Here is an 18700-nt window from a genome sequence, read left to right on the forward strand (position 1 = left end):
ATGCCTTATATCCCGCATACGAGCGAAGATACCGCTTTAATGCTCTCCAGCATCAAAGCAGAAAATACCGAAGAATTATTTGATGAAATCCCGGACTCATTGCGTTATGGGGAATTTAAAGGCATACCCCACGGGCTTAATGAAATGGATATGCTGCGGCATGCGCAAAAAATCGCCGCTAAAAATAACAATGGCGTGTGTTTCTTAGGTGCCGGCAGTTATGATCATCACATTCCTGCAGCCGTATGGGATATAGCATCCAGAGGCGAATTTCTTACTGCATATACGCCATACCAGGCCGAGGCAAGCCAAGGTACTTTGCAATTATTATATGAATTCCAAACGATGATTGCAGAATTGACGGCGATGGAGGTTGCCAATGCCTCGCTATACGATGGGGCAACAGCACTGGCTGAAGCCGTGCTTATGGCCATACGCATTAACCAGCACAGTAAAACAAAACGCATCCTGGTGGCCGGCACCATTCATCCATTTTATCGGGAAACTTTACATACCATAGTCAGCAATCAACACGTTGAAATCATCACCTTGCCGTTTGATTTGCAAAAAGGGATTATTGACTTGAATTTGCTGGAAAAATATCGGGGCGAAGACATTACCGCCCTGGTGCTTGCGCAACCCAATTTCTTTGGCTGCCTTGAGCAGGTAGACGAGTTATGCAATTGGGCGCATGCAAATCAAAGTATTGCCATTGCCTGTGTTAATCCAATCTCATTAGGCTTACTAAAACCGCCTGGCCACTGGGGGGAAGCAGGAGTAGACATTGTCTGTGGAGAAGGGCAGCCGTTCGGTGCGCCCATGGCTTCAGGCGGTCCTTATTTTGGCTTTTTTAGCACGCGCTTGGAATATGTACGCCAAATGCCGGGCCGTTTAGTCGGACGCACCCTGGATAAAGATGGCCGTACCGGCTTTACACTAACTCTGCAAGCCAGAGAACAACACATTCGTCGAGGTAAAGCTACTTCAAACATTTGCACCAACCAAGGTTTGCTGGTAACCGCTGCAACCATCCACATGAGCTTACTGGGGGCAGAAGGTCTTGCCAGCGTCGCGCGCAATTGCCACAGCAATACGCATCGCCTTGTGCAATCCTTACTTGCCATTGATGGAGTGGAATTGGTTTTTAACTCTCCTTATTTCCACGAAGCCTTGCTGAGGATGAAAAAACCGGTGGATTATGTTTTAACCGCATTGCAGCAAGCGGGTATTGCCGGCGGTTATGCAGTTGCCGCACATTATCCTGAATTAAGCAACACGCTGTTGGTTTGCGCAACGGAAATGCGCACCCATGCAGAAATCGCGCATTATGCGCAAGCCCTTAAACATATTCTGTCGGTGGATAACCCATGTTTATCATAAAATTAACTTATAAAGCGCCCATCGCGGAAGTGGATAAATACTTGCAAGCCCACCGCGAGTTTTTGGATTATTATTACAAACAAGGTTTACTGCTAGCCTCAGGGCCTATGAACCCCCGCACGGGTGGCATCATCATCGCCTTGACGAAAGACAAAGCGCAACTGGAAGCGGTTTTTCAGCAAGATCCCTATTTTTTAGCGGAAATTGCCGATTACGAATTTATTGAATTTACACCCGTAAAACATTGCAACGAACTTAAAGAATTGATTCAAACGACGGAAGGGAAATTATGCTGATTTTTGAAGGATCAAAACCAGGCCGGCAAGCAACTGCACAACTCCCTCACTTTGAAGCAAAGGATTGCCACATCCCTGAAAATTTTTTGCGCAAAACCCTTCCCCGCTGGCCTGCTTGCTCTGAATTGCAAGTGATTCGTCATTTTACCCGCTTGTCTAAACATAATTTTTCTATTGATACTAATTTTTATCCGCTGGGTTCCTGCACGATGAAATACAATCCGCGGGGTATCCATAAAGCGGCAAGCTTGCCCGGTTTCAGCCAACGTCACCCCTTGACGCCGGACAAAGACAGCCAGGGTTTCCTGCAAATTCTTTTTGAGCTGCAAACTTACCTTGCTGAAATCACCGGTATGAGTGGCGTATGCTTGACGCCCATGGCAGGTTCGCAAGGCGAATTCGCAGGCGTTGCCATGATCAAAGCTTATCATCAATCGCGTGGTCACTCGCACCGGCAAGAAATGCTTATCCCCGATGCAGCACATGGCACTAACCCTGCATCCGCCGCGATGTGTGGCTTTAAAATAGTAGAAATTCCCACGGCTCCTGATGGTGATATGGATTTGCAGGAATTACGCAAAAAAGTGGGCCCCAATACGGCTGGCATCATGTTAACCAATCCATCCACGTTGGGATTATTCATGCGCCAGATTAAAGACATAGCCGCCATTGTCCATGAAGCCGGCGGTTTGCTGTATTACGACGGGGCAAATTTAAATGCTATTTTGGGCAAGGTAAGACCAGGTGATATGGGCTTTGACGTCATGCATTTAAACCTGCACAAAACATTTGCCACCCCACACGGCGGCGGTGGCCCAGGTTCAGGACCTGTGGCAGTGAGTAAACGCTTGCTACCCTTTCTACCTTTACCCATGGTCATTCAAGAAAAAGAGCAATTTCGCTTTGCAGATCAAAATGATTTACCACAAAGCATAGGCCGGTTGTCTTGTTTTATGGGAAATGCTGCCATTTTGTTAAGAGCGTATTTCTATATACGCGTCCTGGGGAAAGAAGGGTTATTACGAGTTTCAGAATATGCCACTTTGAATGCAAATTATTTGTTGCATGAATTGACTAAAGCAGGTTTTACACCCGCCTATCCATCAAGACGTGCCAGCCATGAATTTTTATTGACATTAAAATCTGAAAAAAAACAATTTGGCATCACGGCAATGGATGTGGCCAAACGTTTACTGGATTATGGTTTCCATGCGCCAACCACTTACTTCCCGCTGCTTGTACCAGAATGTTTACTCATTGAACCTACCGAAACAGAATGCAAGGAAGAACTCGATGCATTTGTCCGCGCAATGAAAACTATCCGTCATGAGGCTGAGCACCAGCCGGATCTTTTGCAAAATGCGCCCTTCACCATGCCGGTTAAACGCTTGGATGATGTAAAGGCCGCACGGGAGCTTGATTTAAATTTTTATGCACCAAATGAAGATAACTAACTAAAAAATAATTAATTTTATTTTTATAAACTACTTTTCTGTTCAGTAAAAATAAGTTATAAAAAGCAAGCAAGAGGCCTCTTAAAGCAAATTATTTCCGCAAGATACGTGAAATTTCAGCAGTGTTTCTACTGAAGGATCTGAATAGCTGTGAAAAAGGATAAGTTATTATTTCTTTCAAGGAGTGAAAAATGAACAGCAAGGTGTTTTCACAACGGTTTAATCGTGAATTATCTTTATTAGGATTTCCGGAAGATCTTAACGAAAAAACGAAAGCAGTTGCCAAAGTATTCAATGTTACCCGCCATTTGGCCAATGCCATGATCTTCGGTCATGTTTTACCCTCCTCCGAACAGCTCGACCGGATTGCGGAAATCCTTGAAGTGTGTCCGTTATGGTTAAGCGGCGCCACTGATAGAAAAAAAACGTATCCGGGGCGCGAAACGGTAGAGTCGTAAAACGTGTAGTGTTAGCCAGATTAGGGTATACTATGCATGCATGCTGCATTTATTGATATGATTTGCATGATTATGGCCGTTGCCAGTTTGAAAATCCCTTGTCCACAAGTATTGTAATATGGAATGTCTAAGTTATTGTATTGCTAACAGCATTGATCTCACCCGTTTGGATAATCACTATAAGACCAAACTGGGTGATTATGCGTCTACCCGTTCTCGCGATACATTAAAATTAAACCATCATAATTCGAATACTACCGTTTTTGTTTTTAAGAATGGTACTGTCGTTTCCTGGGGGGTCAAACGCCATCAAATCCATGCTTATCTGGACACCATCCGCCTCTTTGCCGATAAACCCATCAATTTAATGGTGCACGATGAATTCAGTTACCAAATCAGTGACCGGACTGCCATTGAGCCGCATGATTATTTTGATGTCGATTGCATCAGCATTGATACGGAAAGCGATGACTTAAAGCTAAGCCTTTCCTACGGTTTTTCGCAATCGGTAAAATTACAATATTTTGAAACCATTCTGGAAGCACTGATTGAGAAATATACGCCTTTAATCCATAGTCTTTCCACGCAGGGTGCAATGCGTATTTCCCGCAAGCAAATTCGACAAGTGATTGGAGAAATCCTTGGGGCAAAAAGTGAGATGAATTTAATCAGTAATTTTTTGTATCATCCAAAGTTTTTCTGGCAACACCCCACGCTGGAAGAATACTACACCATGCTCGAACGTTATCTTCACATGCAAAGGCGGGTAAATGCCATTAACCACCGCTTGGATACATTAAACGAAATTTTTGATATGTTTAATGGGTATTTGGAAAATCGGCATGCCCATAGCTTGGAAGTGATAATTATTATACTCATTGCAATTGAAATTATCTTCAATGTAGCGAATTTCCATTTTTAATGCCCTAACTTGCGGTTTCTTTGGAACTATTCATGGCCGAATTAAAATCCCGCTCCCTTTCCCACCCTTTAAAAACCGAAATAGTAGCCGGCATCACCTCGTTTCTTACCATGGCTTACATTGCCTTTGTTAATCCTGCTATCTTGCAGGATGCCGGCATGGATCAAGGCGCTGTTTTTACAGCAACTTGTTTAGTTACCGCTTTTGCCTGTATGTTGACCGGCTTGTTTGCCAATACGCCCATTGGCGTGGCCCCAGGTATGGCACTCAATATTTATTTTTCTTATAGCGTTGTGCAAACTTTAGGCATCGATTGGCAACACGCTTTAGCCATGGTCTTCATCTCGGGCACCTTGTTCTTCCTAGTAAGCTTGACGCCTTTGCGCAAGTTATTGATTGAAGCTATCCCCTATAATTTACAAATTGCCATTTTAATCGGCATCAGCCTCCTGATTGCATTGATTGCTTTGCAAACCAACCAAATCGTTGTCGGCGGCCCGCACACCCTCATGCACTTAGGCAATATACGCCGTCCACAAACTTTGTTATTTTTAACAGGCTTTTTATTGATCCTGTCGCTGGATTATTATCGGGTGCGCGGCGCCATTATAATCGGCATCCTCATTATTAGCGTTTTCAGCTTGTTGGTCGGCATAACCCCGTGGTATGGGTTAATGAGCTTGCCGCCATCCTTGGAACCCACACTTTTTAAATTGGATTTTTCGGGATTAGGCAGCACAAATGCCATCAAAGCCATCTTTACTTTCTTTCTGATAGCAGTGTTTGATGCGACAGGAACCTTGATAGGATTATTGCACCCTTCCATTTTTAAAGATCAACCCAATTATACAGAGCGCATGAGCAAAAGCTTGACTGCAGACGCCGCTGCATCTGCCGTGGCAGGATTGCTTGGCTCTGCCAGCACGTCCCCTTTCATTGAATCCGCCGCCGGCATAGAAGCGGGTGGGCGTACAGGAAAAACGGCTCTAGTGATTGCTGCAGGCTTTTTGTTAATGCTGTTCTTTTTCCCCCTGGCAAAAGCCATCCCCAATTTTGCAGTAGGCCCGGCACTCTTGTATGTAGCGTGCTGCATGATGCGGCATTTGGGAAAATTAAAATTGGCTGATATTAGCGAAATTGCCCCATGCATGGTCACGATCATGATGATCCCGTTTACTTTTTCCATCGCCGACGGGATAGGCGCCGGCCTCATCCTTTATGTATTGCTTAAATTGCTCACACGTCAACGTGTCAATACATTGCTATTAGTTTTAAGCTTACTTTTTGTGGTGTTCTTTTTTATAAGTTAAGCTGTTAGAATTTTTTCTTTAAGGCAAGCGAGCAACTAAATGACACAAAAATCTGCAAAACCTGAAAAGATGTCTTGGCTCATCCCCTATCTTATCGCTTCCGATGCAGGAGCGACTGCGCACTTTTATCAGCATAATTTTGGATTTGAAATTCTAAGCACCGCCAAGGATGATGCCGGCAAGATTTTCCATGCTGAATTAAGATATAAAGACATCGTCATCATGTGTGGCAATGCCGGCGTCGATGGCGATACAGCCAAACCACCATTGCAAGGTCATTTCGTGTCCCCAGTTACCCTTTATTTTTACCATGACGATGTGGATGCCTTGTATGATTTCTTACAAAACAACAATGTCGGTGTCGATGCTCCACCCACCAATGAATTCTGGGGAGATCGGGTAATCAATTTGAAAGATTTGGACGGGCATCGTTTGTGCTTCGCAACCCATGTGGCTGACCATCCATAGTCAGCTGTTCGAAATTGATGATGCATTTACTTACTTTAAAACTATGTTAAAGCAAGCACACCAACTGTCTTCCCAGGATTTACAGGCATTAGGTGCCCTCCTTGAACAGTGTAAACATTACGATGGTCATGTGATTCCTGTCTATGCGCATTTATTAACCCGCAAGCGGACGCTGCCTAGTCTTCTTTATTATCAAGATCAACAATTAATAGGTTTTTTAAGTGCTTTTGGCTTTTATGAAAATGCTTGCGAACTGGCTTTAATGGTAGCTCCGTCAGTAAGAAAACAAGGTATTGCCCGGGCGATGCTGCTGCATATGCTCCCGATTTTAGCAACTTTGCAATTGAATACCGTTATTTTTTCCAGCATCCACAGCACGCATAAGCCATGGTTTAACAAAAACCAATTTGCTCATCTGAAAAGCGAGTTTGAGATGGTTTGGGATATTGCCGAACTTCCTGAGACAGACGAATCAGAACTGCAGGTTTTTCAGGCTTCAGAAGTTGACATACCCTTTTTATGCTCTATAGACAGCCTTTGCTTCCCAGAGCAATCTATGGGGCAAAATAATATGGTTGAACGTTTTCTCAATTTGCTAAACGATGATACCTATACTATTTTTCTGGCCCGCCATGCTGGCATTCCGATAGGCAAGGCGCATATCCACTGGCTCGCAAACAGTGCGCAATTAACCGATATCGCTATTTTGCCTAAGGAACAACGGCAAGGACATGGCAGCGAGCTTCTTAGGCAATGCATTCGCTACATCCGCACGATGCGAAAAACCCCCATCACCCTGAATGTTGAAACACGAAATCAACACGCTCTGAATATTTACACAAATTTAGGTTTTATCATTACCAATATTTGCGATTATTGGAGCACTCAGCTAAACAATCTTTTAAAAAAATATAATATTTCCTGACCCTTAGAATTTACTTGACAGATTTTAAAGCCGCCCTTTAGTATTGCGATTCAGCCTCTTATTAAATGACTGCGAAGTCAAAACTACGGAATAGCCGGCACCAAATTGGGGATAGCGCATGAAAAAAAGGGTTGTGATTACAGGCATGGAAATTACTTCTTCCATTGGCTGCGGTTTAGAAACGTTTTGGCAAGCCGCAATTCGTGGCACATGTGGAATCAAACGCATCCAGGCTTACGATCCCAGCCCTTATACTACCCAAATCGCCGGAGAAATCACTTCCCTATCGCTGGCACACTTACCAGAATTTGACAAAAGGAAACGTTATCCCCGTGCCGCCCAATACGCCTTATTTTGCACGCACCACGCCATTGAACAAGCCGGATTAACCAAGCAAGAATTAAGCCATGCTGGAACTTATATCGGTACCAGCCTAGGCGGCACTCCAGAATTGGAATCTGCCTATGAATTGTTTTTTAAAGACAACTGGAAGAAAGTACCCGCTTTAAGCGTCATCCGTGGCATGCCCAATTCGGTTGCAAATCATATTGCCATTGCCTTTGGCATAGGCGGCCCCAATTCGACCGTTTCCAATGCTTGCGTGTCTTCTGCGGAAGCCATTGGCCAGGCTTATCAGCAAATTTCGCAAGGCAGATTAGCTGTGGCAGTATGCGGAGGCACGGAATCACTGGTTTGGGAAACCATTATGGCTGCCTGGTGCAAGCTGCGGGTAATGTCCACTCAAAATGAAAACCCGGCTACTGCCAGCAAACCATTTGATAAAAACCGCGATGGCATGGTGATGGCGGATGGTGCGGGAATTTTAATCTTGGAAGATTTACAACATGCAAAAGCACGCGGTGCCAAGATTTATGCCGAAGTCATTGGTTTTGGCGCCAGTTGCGATGCATATCACGTCACCGCCCCACACAGCGACGGGCAAGTTCGTGCCATTAATATGGCCCTTGATGATGCAAGACTTTCCATAGGCGACATCCAATACATCAATGCACACGGTACTGGCACGCAATTAAATGATATCACGGAAACGCAAACCATAAAAAATGTGTTTGGGGAGCGTGCTTATGAGATCCCTGTCACGGCACAAAAAGCAATGACCGGCCATGCGATTGGTGCTGCCGGGGCCATGGAGATTATTGCCACTGCTTTAAGCTTACAACATGGCATCCTGCTTCCCACTATTAACTTAAACGATCCCGATCCGTTGTGCGATTTAGATTACGTACCCAATGAAGCACGGCGAAAGGATGTCGATATTGCATTATCCAATCATTTTGCATTTGGCGGCGCTAACGCGACACTGATCTTAAGGCGAACCAACGAATAATGGGGGTAAAAGGCTTGCATCTGTCTTTAAGTCAACCATTGCCACAAGCCCAACTCATTTTTTCACCCATAGAAAAAGATGCGGGCATACATAATGCCATATGACTTTCACTAAACTATACCGAATTGTTTTGCAACCATGCTAATAACCGCCATTTATTGCCAGCTGGCGCAGCTGATAGAAATTCGCAACTTTATCCACATCGAGTTATAATTGTCGAATTTTGTAAAATCAGAAGGTAATACATGAATGCTTCACTTGTTGAGATAGCAGCTTTAGTGCAAGGGGTGGTTGTTGGCGGTAACGAACGGTTAAAAATTTCGACTCTATCTCCAATTGATAACATCAGCGTAAACTCGTTAGTCTTTGCCGAAGGCGATGATAACATTAAACAGGCAGAAGCCTCGGATGCCGCTGCCATTTTGGTGGCCAAACATGTAAATGGTCTTAACAAGCCTATTATACAAGTCTCAGAACCCTTCAAAGCATTCATCACTTTAATACAACATTTCTATCCCGAACAAAAACCTGCAAGCGGAGTGCACCCCACGGCAGTTATCGCTTCTGATGTGGTATTAGGCAAGAATGTTGCCATTGGTCCTTACGTTATTGTTGAAGCAGGGAGCAAGGTGGGGGATAACTGCGTTATTAAAAGTCATGTTCACCTAGGTCACGGCGTCACGATTGGTGCAAATACGACCATTCATCCTCATGTAACCGTTTATGATAATTGCCAGATTGGCCAGCGCGTCAATATTCATGCCTCAAGCGTCATAGGCTCGGATGGATTCGGCTATACTGTGGATGATGGGAAACATTTAAAAGTCCCGCACGTCGGATGTGTGGTCATTGAAGATGATGTTGAAATTGGTGCTAATACAGTAATTGATCGCGCCACTCTTGGTGCCACTGTAATCGGCGAAGGTACGAAAATAGACAATTTGGTGCAAGTTGCGCATTCTGTGAAATTGGGAAAACATAATATTCTTTGTGCATTTACTGGGATTGCTGGCAGTACGACCAGTGGAAACCATGTAATTTTTGCTGCAAATGTAGGGGTCAGCGACCACGTACGTATTGATGATGGTGTGATTTTAGGCGCACGCGCAGGCGTACCTCCAAAAAAACACCTCAAACAAGGCAATATTTATTTAGGCAATCCTGCAAGGCCAAAAGATAAAGCAATTGAGCAAGAATTGGCTACTACCCGTATTCCAATCATGCGCAAAAATTTAAAAACGCTTAGCGAAAAAGTTGATGAACTTGCGCTGCGTTTAAAGCAGCAGGAGACCCAGCAATAATGTCTGATCCTTTGGTATTAATTGACGCTTCTTCTTATTTTTTCCGGGCTTTTCATGCCTTGCCTCCCTTAGTAACTTCTAAAGGGCAACCCACCGGCGCCATTTATGGCGTTGCCAACATGATTAAGCGGTTAATTAAAGACCATCAACCTCAACACATTGCTGTTATATTTGATGCCAAAGGTAAAACATTCAGAGAGGATTTATATCCTGAATACAAAGCTCATCGCCCGCCCATGCCTTCTGAGCTAAGCTGCCAGTTTGCTCCGTTATTGACTTTAATAGAAGCTATGGGCTTGCCACTGCTCATGATTGAAGGCGTTGAAGCAGATGACGTCATAGGCACCCTGGCACAGCAAGCAGTAGCCCAAGGCTTACCCGTCCTCATTTCAACCAGTGATAAAGACATGACGCAATTGGTGAATGAACACGTCACCCTCATCAATACCATGACTAACCAAATGCTGGATTCAGCTGGAGTCAAAACAAAATTTGGGGTAAGGCCCGACCAAATCATTGATTATTTAACTTTGATTGGCGACTCCATCGATAACATTCCTGGCGTTGCCAAATGCGGGCCGAAAACGGCGGCGAAATGGCTGGAAGAATATCAAACACTGGAAAACTTAACTGCCAACGCAGGGAAAATTACACAAAAAATTGGGGAAAACTTACGGGCCAGCTTACCGCAATTGCCTTTATCCAAACAATTGGTCACCATTAAAACGGATATCGATCTTCCTGTTACTATTTCCGATTTAAAACCGCGGATGCAAAACCGGCAACAATTGCTGGCCTTGACGCGCGAATTCGAATTCAAAACGTGGTTGAAGGAATTACTGAGTGAAGAAGAAGCAACAGAAGAAGCATTGGCTGAAAATTTTGTGCGACCAACGGTTGACGTCATTACCCAAATTGAACAATTAACTCCATGGATAAATAAATTACAATCTTCTGCAGAATTTTGCTTAAATACGGAAATTACCGATTTGGATACCATGCGTGCTGATTTAGCCGGGATTGCATTTACCCTGGAAAATGAAGAGCATTCTGTCTACCTGCCCTTAAGCCATCAGGATGGCAGCATCCAATTGGAGCGCGATGCAACCCTGGCTATATTAAAGCCTGTTCTTGAAAACCCAAATATCAAGAAAATTGGATACAATTTAAAAAACGATTACACCATTCTGAAGCATTATGGCATCACACTAAGAGGCATTGCTTTTGATACATTACTTGAATCTTATGTTATCAACAGTACCGCAGCAACCCATGATTTGGCATCGCTGGCGTTAAAATATTTAGGACATAAACCCATCGCCTTTATTGATATCGCAGGGGTTGGCAGCAAGCAATTGCGGGTTGATCAATTGCCTGTCGTCACCGTTGCACCCTATGCCGCGGAAAAGACACACATTATTTTAAAGTTGCATCAAACGCTCTACCCAATGATTGATGAAAAATTGCAATCCGTATTTCATGAAATAGAAATGCCCTTGCTGACCGTTCTTGCCGATATGGAGCGCCATGGTGTACTTATTGATACGGAAACATTGGCGAAGCAATGTTCGCGGCTAAAAACAAAACTGGCCGAGCTTGAAAAAGAAGCTCTGCAGTTGGCCGGCAAACCTTTTAATTTAAATTCACCCAAGCAACTGCAAGATATTTTATTTACCGAACTGCAATTGCCCGTAATTGCTAAAACGCCCAAAGGCCAGCCTTCCACTGCAGAAGCCGTTTTGCAGGAACTTGCATTTGATTACCGCTTGCCAGCCGTTATTCTTGAGTACCGCAGCCTTAATAAGCTGGTATGTACTTACATTGATGTTTTACCCAAGCGCATTAATCCTAAAACGCAGCGTGTCCACACTTCTTATAATCAAGCCGTAGCGGCCACTGGGCGCTTGTCGTCTAGTGATCCCAATTTACAAAACATCCCCATCCGCACGGAAGAAGGCCGCATGATCCGTAAAGCATTCATCGCTCCCCCAGGCCACGTATTGCTCGCCGCCGATTATTCGCAAATTGAATTGCGCATCATGGCCCATTTATCCCAGGATGCAGACTTGTTAAATGCTTTCACACAAGGATGGGATATTCATACCGCCACAGCCAGCGAAATATTCGGCATCGATTTGGATAAGGTTTCTCATGAACAACGCCGTCGGGCCAAAGCAGTCAACTTCGGGTTAATTTATGGCATGTCTTCTTTTGGTCTTGCTAAACAAATCGGTGTAGAGCGGGAAGACGCGCAAATGTATATTGATCGTTATTTTCTACGCTACCCTGGCGTTTTGCATTACATGGAAAGAACGCGGCGACAAGCGCATCAGCAAGGTTATGTAGAAACGGTATTTGGCAGGCGATTGCACTTGCCTGAAATAAATGCCCGCAATATGATGCGCCAGAAAGCGGCTGAGCGGACAGCCATCAATGCGCCCATGCAAGGTACCGCTGCTGATATTATTAAAAAAGCCATGCTGGCTATAGCCAAATGGGAAGATTCAACGCAAGCCGCAAGCTGTCGCATGATCATGCAAGTACATGACGAATTAATTTTTGAAGTAAAACAAGAAGCAGTGGAAAGCGTAAAACCAGTTATCCAGCGCTTAATGGAAACCACGGTTGAGTTATCGGTTCCATTAGTGGTGTCAATTGGCGTGGGGCCGAACTGGGATGAAGCTCATTAAGTGCAGAATTTTGCTCATCCTCAGCAGTGAATTCAAAGGCAAAATTAGCCAATGATTGCCGGATATGAGCTGGCGAAATAACTTTAGCCCAACTGCTGTATTCATTAAACGGTTTGTCATGCTGTTTGAATACTTCGGCAAATCCTTTCAGCATTTTTTCACAATCCGTCCAGGCAATAATAGGAAGATTTGGATAATTTCTCCAAATTACATCCGCCAAAGCAGGACCGTTACAATATTGCCCGTTGGCAGCATTCAGATTTCCATCCAAAATGATTAAGGCAGGCTCATTTTCCCGCAATTGCCTTAATGCATCTTCACTATCAAGTGCTACAGAAACACGGATATTAGAACAAGCTAACTGAAACAAGCGAGACAAACAAAACGCATTAAATGGGCTATCTTCAACTACTAATACTTGCATCACTGCTCCTCCTATCCGATAGAAGAGGAGTATAAAACACAGAAGCTTAAGAAAAACTTAATTTTAATGAAGAAAAATTTGAAAAAAGCCTTGCACGGCTCGAAGATTACATTTGACTTATAACCCAAAAATGTTCGATTCTCTATTTGTCTTAGCCAAAACCGTGATGATGGGCATGTTTGAACGACACAGAAATACATGACTACACCGATGGTTTCGCGGACTGTTTCACGCAATCTCGCATCTTTTGATTTTGCACATAGCACTATGCAGGCGCAGATTTGTAATTAATACTTATATGGCTGGCAGTTTTTTATGGAATGTTGCAGGCCAACCTTGGGCAATGATAAATAGGACTTAAAAGTCCTATTTATTCTATAAGCTGTATCTCTAGCTGCTGCCAAGATCATGCGGAAGAAGCAGCTGCAACCGCTCCCATCGCACCATCTTAGTCATTCTTCCTAACAAAAATTAGCGCTTGGTTGGGTTGCTGCCATTTTTATGGGTAGAATTCCAATCTTGGGTTTTACCTGGTTGTTGTTTTTGTTGGCCTTGGTTTGGACGGTTTTGTTGTGAAGCTTCCTTGGTTCCTTTATTGTTATTAGGTGTATTAGCCATTGTCATCTCCTTATAATGGTTATTGTTTTTTTAACTACAAAATTAATATAGACCAGGATAATGAAAATACAATACCAAGGAACCGCTCTTAGTGATTATGCTTTTTTTACATACTGGGATTTCAATTTCATCGGCCCAATGCCTTCAATTTTACAATCGATATTATGATCCCCTTCAACCAATCTTATATTTTTTACTTTTGTACCTACTTTAACCACTGCAGAAGACCCTTTTACTTTTAAATCCTTACTGACAATCACCGTATCGCCATCCTGTAATACGTTGCCAAAAGCATCGGTTACCGCTTTTTCGGAAGCAGAAGGCATTTCTTCTGTGACAGCCCATTCATGCCCACATTCTGGGCAAATAAAAAAGCCATTATCTTCATAAACATACGTTGAGTTGCACATGAGGCAATTAGGTAGATGATTCATCATAAATCCCGACCAAATGACGCATTATACACGTAAGTTACCCATAATTACCTATTTATTCGTCGCAGCGACGAACCATTTGGATAGATAGTGTAATAAAGCTTCCAAATCTATGGGAGTTTGCGTCAAAGCAATGTATTTGTCCGGCCGAAATAAGACGGCTGTGGGCTCCGTAATGAATTGATTGATCGATTGCTCGTCTCTCCATATATATGCACAGCAACTAGGCTCTGGTTGCTTCTCACCTAACACTAAATGCGGAACAATAATTTGCGGATATTGCTCTTTAACCGTATTTGCCACTTCCGCCAACATACCAATATCAACATAACCCATTCCAGAAAATAAAAATAAATGATGCATTGTCCCCTGCAGGATTTCATACAGCGCATGAGTTTTCGCGCGCTCTTTGGCATAAAAGTGATAATTGGCAGAGATAGCACCAGCTTTAAAATATTTTTTACGCTTGCCTAAAGCCTTTACGATAGGACTTTTTTTATAGGAAATTTCCAGTTCAGCCAGTTGTCTTGCCAATTTGTTTTTCACAAACTCTAAAGATAACAGCCATGATGCCATTGTATTTCTTAATTTTATGGCCACGGTATTTTCTAACAAAATCATCTTGGTCATAAGATGAGTTTCCTTCAACACGTCTTTACCAACAGGGAAACGTTCCAAATGATAACTTTCTAATAACGCTTCTCTGGCATGTCCTTTCTGCACTAATGCCAACTTCCAAATGAGGTTATATATATCCTGTATGCCCGTATTAAGCCCCTGCCCTCCAATGGGGCTGTGCACATGCGCGGCATCGCCTGCAAAAAATATGCGCTCAGCCCGATAATTCTTAATTTGACGGTGATGAATGAGAAACTTGTTAATCCAAACAGGGTGGGACAAACGGGCAGGATCAGAACAGCGTTGGGTAAACATAGCCGTGATGTCATCCAAATTCGGCTCGCTGTAATTATATTTAGGAGCTGTCGCCACAATACGGTAACGCTTATCACCCATAGGAAAACACGCCAATGGTCCATGCTCGCTAACGTATACCAACATGTAATCTTCGCGAAGCGCCCAATCGATTTGCACGTCAGCCAACCACCAGTTTTGCTTATAAGCAGAACCAAGGAATGGAACCCCCATTAGTTTTCTTGTGGTGCTATGCGCTCCATCACAAGCTATAATCCAGCAACATTCCAAGTTTTCAATCGTATGATCGCTTTTTTTAAGAATGGCCCGGACTTTATTGTCCAGTTGCTTAATGTCAAGCAATTCCGTCTGCCATTCCACGCTGGTGCCTTTATGCAAGAGGTGATCATGTAGAATGCGCTCAGTTTTGCTTTGCGGCAAATCAATTAAATAAGGGTAATTCGCATCAAGGTCGGCAAATGAAGTTTCGCCCAATTCTTTTCCTTGAGATTTAAATATCACCCGCTGAACTTTATGCCCCGCGCCAAGAATATCTCCAATCACACCACAATCCGCAAAAATGTCCAGAGTGCGGATATGTATCCCCAATGCCTTGGATCGTTCACTCAGAGTCAACTTTTTATCAATAATGCGGCAGCTTAATCCATTTCTTATGAGTTCATGAGCACAAAATAAACCGACAGGCCCTGCTCCCACAACGAGCACATCGCAACTTTCACTCATATTAAAATCCTTTTATATGCAGTCTTAATAGCTACAAAGTCTCAACCGTCTCTTGTTTGCCTATGAGCACCTTATCTGCCAACCGCTTGGCAAATAAGCCAGTCTCTACCACGCCTGGGATAATTTTAAGCGCCGTTTCCAAGGCTTGGGGCTGCTCCATGGTCAAATTAAAAACATCAAGAATAATATTCCCGTTATCGGTTACAAATCCTTCGCGATATTGCGGGTCGCCGCCCAGCTTTACAATTTCCCGTGCCACGAAACTGCGGGCCATGGGGATTACTTCCACTGCTAAAGGAAAAAACCCCAAATGCCGCACCAGCTTGCCTTCATCCACAATACAAATAAATTGCTTGGCTACGGTGGCAATGATTTTTTCCCGTGTTAAAGCGCCACCACCGCCTTTTATCATTTCCTTTCTGACAGTAACTTCATCAGCCCCATCAATATACACTGCCACTTCATCCGCCACATTTAAATCAATGACGGGAATATTTAAAGCGCGCAACCGTGTTTCCGTATCTTTTGAGCTGGCAACACAAGCATCAATCCTATGTTTTATCTTACCCAACTCTTCAATGAAATAATTCACTGTAGAGCCGGTTCCAACGCCCACTATCATATTGTCATCAACATAAGCTAATGCCGCTTTGGCCGCCTTGGCTTTTAACTCATTCATTGCACACACTCAATCGGGAAAAAAATAGTTTACCCATAATTTATCCAAGCCCCAAATTTTCTTTTATTTTGGAGAAGCTATTGCTTAGAAAAAAGCTCGGATTTAAATTGGATATGGAATCATTTCTCTAACGATTAGATACGACATTAAGGACAGCTATGATTTATCCTAATATCTTGGGCGCCATTGGCCGTACTCCTGTAGTAAAAATCAACCGTGTTGGCAAAGAACTAAATTGCGAGTTATACGCAAAATGCGAGTTTTTAAATCCAGGTGGTTCGGTAAAAGACCGAATCGGCTATGCCATGGTCAAGCATGCTCAAGAAAGCGGTCGCATTAGACCTGGCGATACGTTGATTGAGCCTACCTCGGGAAATACCGGGATTGGTATTGCCTTGGCAGGCGCGGTTTTAGGCTATAAAGTCATAATTACCATGCCTAATAAAATGAGCCAGGAAAAACAATCCATTTTGGAGCGCCTGGGTGCCACCATTTACCGTACACGCACCGAAGCAGCATGGAACGATGCAGACAGCCATATTTCCCTTGCCCAACAATTGCATCAGGAAATCCCGAATTCACACATTTTGGATCAATATGCCAATCCGGATAATCCGAATGCACATTATTACGGGACTGCGCAAGAAATCATTGATGATTTCGGCTATGACTTGCACATGGTCGTGGCAGGCGTCGGTACAGGCGGCACAATCACGGGACTCGCCCGGCGTTTAAAAGAACATAAACATTCCATACAAATTGTGGGTGCCGATCCGATAGGTTCCATCCTGGGTGGCGGCGATGAAGTTAAAACTTATGAAGTCGAGGGAATTGGCTATGATTTCTTCCCTGAAGTTTTGGATAACACGTTAGTGAATCAGTACATTAAAACAAACGATAGCGATTCTTTCCATATGGCCCGACGTTTGATTCAGGAAGAAGGATTATTAGTAGGCGGCTCCAGCGGCGCTGCCATGTGGGCAGCACTGCAAGCTGCCCAAACCTTGGAAGCTGGGCAGAAATGCTTGGTTATCTTGCCAGATTCCATCCGCAACTACATGTCTAAATTTGCTCATGATGAATGGATGAAAAGCCAAGGCTTCCTCTAGGAAGCCTTGCAATTAAATACGAGCGCTTGGCTGTGTATTTTCAAGTTGAGCAGAAAATACATTCTTGGAAATATGGTTTATCGTGTAAGCCCTGGCAAGGGCATGGATGAGTTCGTTGACAATTTGCTGCTCATTACTTTCAGGCAAAACAATGGGTTTTGCGGCATTAGTTGCATGCGCCTGCGTAATAGCGTCAAAAAAGTGTGCATGGCCGTGTTCAGTACCCACATGCTGGATACGGCCACGTAAATAATCACTGCTAGGCATGCTTTTCACATAAATTTGCAGTAAATCCTGCTTGGTCAATTCTTTCGCGGCCACCATAGCTTGCAAACGGTGAACCATAGAATCGTATTCTTCCAGCAAGCGTTTATCCTCTGCCTCAATTCTTGCCATAATTTCCGGCATGGGTAAATCTTCAGCTTCCTGTTCTACCGGCTTTATGACACGTGCAGAATGCAAGACGGAAGCAAAACGCTGTTTTTCCATCACCATTGGCATGTAATGTTTGTGTTGACTATCCAATTGTATAATGGCTTCAGGATTTACCGAAGTTTCGTTATAACGTAACTTCATGGGCAATTCCTTTCCATCGGCAACGACATTAACCTTGACGGGAATATCCAAAACTTGAGCAATCGCGGCAATTCCTGTCTCATCTACATAGGTGGAAGGCTGGCGCATTTTCACAGGAGAGGTATCTGCATCCACATACGCCCCATCAGGGATGCGCACGAATGCACCGCGGTATTTTTCCGGGTTTGCCATGATTTCTTTTACCATCATTTGACGCAGCGTGTAAGCCATAGCAGGGAGCAATTCTGGCATGCCCACTTGTTTTATCACTTGCTGCAGTCGTTCAGAACCGGTAACCAAGCCGGCAAGAGAAGGCTTATGTTGCGGGAAATAAATAAAATGTTGGGAAAGAAATTCATTAAACGCATTCATTTTAAAGCGTTTGTTGCTTAAAAAATTATCCAAGACACATGCCATTACCGCACGCAACCCACAATCACCATTCCCGCCTACATTCACATACTCTTTACGAACAGCAGTTTGTTCGGAAGATTTGACCGGTTGGAAAAATCCTTGTCCTGCGATGTGTTGCGGTGTAGCCATGGCATTCTTCTCAAGGTTTAAACGGATAATTTCATTTTAATCAATAAATATTAAGGAAATATTAATATCTTCTTTACATTGCAGTGATGAAATTTCCATGCATGTGAAT

At 43.6% G+C, this 18700-nt stretch carries 18 protein-coding genes; 12 read left to right on the forward strand and 6 right to left on the reverse strand.

The features are described 5' to 3' along the window. The 11 genes from gcvPA to polA all read left to right on the forward strand — a co-directional run bounded on the left by gcvPA (position 1) and on the right by polA (position 12552). Positions 1-1380, forward strand: coding sequence for an aminomethyl-transferring glycine dehydrogenase subunit GcvPA (gcvPA, locus tag NKV53_RS10465; RefSeq protein WP_253351090.1), 1380 nt, complete (start codon positions 1-3; stop codon positions 1378-1380). Beyond that, positions 1368-1676: a YciI family protein gene (locus tag NKV53_RS10470; protein ID WP_253351091.1), complete on the forward strand. Its 309-nt coding sequence runs from the start codon at positions 1368-1370 to the stop codon at positions 1674-1676. Before gcvPA ends, NKV53_RS10470 begins: the two co-directional genes overlap by 13 nt. Next, complete coding sequence (gcvPB, locus tag NKV53_RS10475) at positions 1670-3130, forward strand: aminomethyl-transferring glycine dehydrogenase subunit GcvPB (protein ID WP_126953173.1); 1461 nt, start codon at positions 1670-1672, stop codon at positions 3128-3130. The genes NKV53_RS10470 and gcvPB overlap by 7 nt, the downstream gene beginning before the upstream one ends. 191 nt (positions 3131-3321) lie before the next feature. Then, entirely contained in the window at positions 3322-3588 is a 267-nt protein-coding gene (locus tag NKV53_RS10480; protein WP_126953174.1) for a hypothetical protein, read from the forward strand. A 118-nt stretch (positions 3589-3706) separates the two neighbouring features. Further along, positions 3707-4510: an RMD1 family protein gene (locus NKV53_RS10485; protein WP_126953175.1), complete on the forward strand. Its 804-nt coding sequence runs from the start codon at positions 3707-3709 to the stop codon at positions 4508-4510. A gap of 32 nt (positions 4511-4542) precedes the next feature. After that, entirely contained in the window at positions 4543-5820 is a 1278-nt protein-coding gene (locus tag NKV53_RS10490; protein ID WP_126953176.1) for an NCS2 family permease, read from the forward strand. Positions 5821-5859: 39 nt separating this feature from the next. Next, positions 5860-6288, forward strand: a complete 429-nt coding sequence (locus NKV53_RS10495; RefSeq protein WP_253351094.1) for a glyoxalase/bleomycin resistance/extradiol dioxygenase family protein — start codon at positions 5860-5862, stop codon at positions 6286-6288. Further along, positions 6269-7213: a GNAT family N-acetyltransferase gene (locus tag NKV53_RS10500; RefSeq protein ID WP_126953178.1), complete on the forward strand. Its 945-nt coding sequence runs from the start codon at positions 6269-6271 to the stop codon at positions 7211-7213. The genes NKV53_RS10495 and NKV53_RS10500 overlap by 20 nt, the downstream gene beginning before the upstream one ends. Before the next feature lie 118 nt (positions 7214-7331). Further along, complete coding sequence (locus NKV53_RS10505; protein WP_126953179.1) at positions 7332-8561, forward strand: beta-ketoacyl synthase; 1230 nt, start codon at positions 7332-7334, stop codon at positions 8559-8561. A 245-nt stretch (positions 8562-8806) separates the two neighbouring features. After that, positions 8807-9862 (forward strand): UDP-3-O-(3-hydroxymyristoyl)glucosamine N-acyltransferase, encoded by a 1056-nt coding sequence (lpxD, locus tag NKV53_RS10510; protein ID WP_126953180.1) that lies wholly within the window; start codon positions 8807-8809, stop codon positions 9860-9862. Next, the gene (gene polA, locus NKV53_RS10515) at positions 9862-12552 is read left to right on the forward strand and encodes a DNA polymerase I (RefSeq protein WP_253351095.1); all 2691 of its coding nucleotides are present in this window, start codon (positions 9862-9864) and stop codon (positions 12550-12552) included. Before lpxD ends, polA begins: the two co-directional genes overlap by 1 nt. Here polA and NKV53_RS10520 read toward each other — a convergent pair. From NKV53_RS10520 to rpiA, 5 genes are all read right to left on the reverse strand, one after another. After that, on the reverse strand, positions 12461-12976 hold the full coding sequence (locus NKV53_RS10520; protein WP_126953182.1) for a response regulator: 516 nt from the start codon (positions 12974-12976) through the stop codon (positions 12461-12463). The genes polA and NKV53_RS10520 overlap by 92 nt on opposite strands. 471 nt (positions 12977-13447) lie before the next feature. After that, complete coding sequence (locus tag NKV53_RS10525) at positions 13448-13594, reverse strand: hypothetical protein (protein ID WP_158614953.1); 147 nt, start codon at positions 13592-13594, stop codon at positions 13448-13450. Between the two features lie 95 nt (positions 13595-13689). Continuing rightward, the gene (locus tag NKV53_RS10530) at positions 13690-14028 is read right to left on the reverse strand and encodes a zinc ribbon domain-containing protein YjdM (protein WP_126953329.1); all 339 of its coding nucleotides are present in this window, start codon (positions 14026-14028) and stop codon (positions 13690-13692) included. A 51-nt stretch (positions 14029-14079) separates the two neighbouring features. Then, positions 14080-15684, reverse strand: a complete 1605-nt coding sequence (locus NKV53_RS10535; protein ID WP_253351096.1) for an NAD(P)/FAD-dependent oxidoreductase — start codon at positions 15682-15684, stop codon at positions 14080-14082. A 31-nt stretch (positions 15685-15715) separates the two neighbouring features. Further along, positions 15716-16363 (reverse strand): ribose-5-phosphate isomerase RpiA, encoded by a 648-nt coding sequence (rpiA, locus tag NKV53_RS10540; RefSeq protein ID WP_127032292.1) that lies wholly within the window; start codon positions 16361-16363, stop codon positions 15716-15718. A 158-nt stretch (positions 16364-16521) separates the two neighbouring features. Between rpiA and NKV53_RS10545 the strand changes: the two genes are divergently transcribed. After that, positions 16522-17472, forward strand: a complete 951-nt coding sequence (locus NKV53_RS10545) for a pyridoxal-phosphate dependent enzyme (RefSeq protein WP_253351097.1) — start codon at positions 16522-16524, stop codon at positions 17470-17472. Positions 17473-17484: 12 nt separating this feature from the next. Here NKV53_RS10545 and NKV53_RS10550 read toward each other — a convergent pair whose 3' ends face one another. Further along, positions 17485-18591, reverse strand: a complete 1107-nt coding sequence (locus NKV53_RS10550; RefSeq protein WP_253351098.1) for an OTU domain-containing protein — start codon at positions 18589-18591, stop codon at positions 17485-17487. Positions 18592-18700 lie beyond the last annotated feature (109 nt).

Origin of the sequence: Legionella sp. 27cVA30 (assembly GCF_024160945.1) — a bacterium.
Lineage (GTDB): Bacteria > Pseudomonadota > Gammaproteobacteria > Legionellales > Legionellaceae > Legionella_A > Legionella_A septentrionalis.

Coding starts and splice junctions, on each gene's coding strand:
- NKV53_RS10500 (WP_126953178.1), top strand. CDS start 6,269: ATGTGGCTGACCATCCATAGTCAGCTGTTCGAAATTGATGATGCATTT.
- NKV53_RS10530 (WP_126953329.1), bottom strand. CDS start 14,028: ATGAATCATCTACCTAATTGCCTCATGTGCAACTCAACGTATGTTTAT.
- NKV53_RS10470 (WP_253351091.1), top strand. CDS start 1,368: ATGTTTATCATAAAATTAACTTATAAAGCGCCCATCGCGGAAGTGGAT.
- NKV53_RS10535 (WP_253351096.1), bottom strand. CDS start 15,684: ATGAGTGAAAGTTGCGATGTGCTCGTTGTGGGAGCAGGGCCTGTCGGT.
- NKV53_RS10525 (WP_158614953.1), bottom strand. CDS start 13,594: ATGGCTAATACACCTAATAACAATAAAGGAACCAAGGAAGCTTCACAA.
- NKV53_RS10485 (WP_126953175.1), top strand. CDS start 3,707: ATGGAATGTCTAAGTTATTGTATTGCTAACAGCATTGATCTCACCCGT.
- NKV53_RS10480 (WP_126953174.1), top strand. CDS start 3,322: ATGAACAGCAAGGTGTTTTCACAACGGTTTAATCGTGAATTATCTTTA.
- lpxD (WP_126953180.1), top strand. CDS start 8,807: ATGAATGCTTCACTTGTTGAGATAGCAGCTTTAGTGCAAGGGGTGGTT.
- gcvPA (WP_253351090.1), top strand. CDS start 1: ATGCCTTATATCCCGCATACGAGCGAAGATACCGCTTTAATGCTCTCC.
- NKV53_RS10520 (WP_126953182.1), bottom strand. CDS start 12,976: ATGCAAGTATTAGTAGTTGAAGATAGCCCATTTAATGCGTTTTGTTTG.
- NKV53_RS10545 (WP_253351097.1), top strand. CDS start 16,522: ATGATTTATCCTAATATCTTGGGCGCCATTGGCCGTACTCCTGTAGTA.
- rpiA (WP_127032292.1), bottom strand. CDS start 16,363: ATGAATGAGTTAAAAGCCAAGGCGGCCAAAGCGGCATTAGCTTATGTT.
- polA (WP_253351095.1), top strand. CDS start 9,862: ATGTCTGATCCTTTGGTATTAATTGACGCTTCTTCTTATTTTTTCCGG.
- NKV53_RS10490 (WP_126953176.1), top strand. CDS start 4,543: ATGGCCGAATTAAAATCCCGCTCCCTTTCCCACCCTTTAAAAACCGAA.
- NKV53_RS10505 (WP_126953179.1), top strand. CDS start 7,332: ATGAAAAAAAGGGTTGTGATTACAGGCATGGAAATTACTTCTTCCATT.
- gcvPB (WP_126953173.1), top strand. CDS start 1,670: ATGCTGATTTTTGAAGGATCAAAACCAGGCCGGCAAGCAACTGCACAA.
- NKV53_RS10550 (WP_253351098.1), bottom strand. CDS start 18,591: ATGGCTACACCGCAACACATCGCAGGACAAGGATTTTTCCAACCGGTC.
- NKV53_RS10495 (WP_253351094.1), top strand. CDS start 5,860: ATGACACAAAAATCTGCAAAACCTGAAAAGATGTCTTGGCTCATCCCC.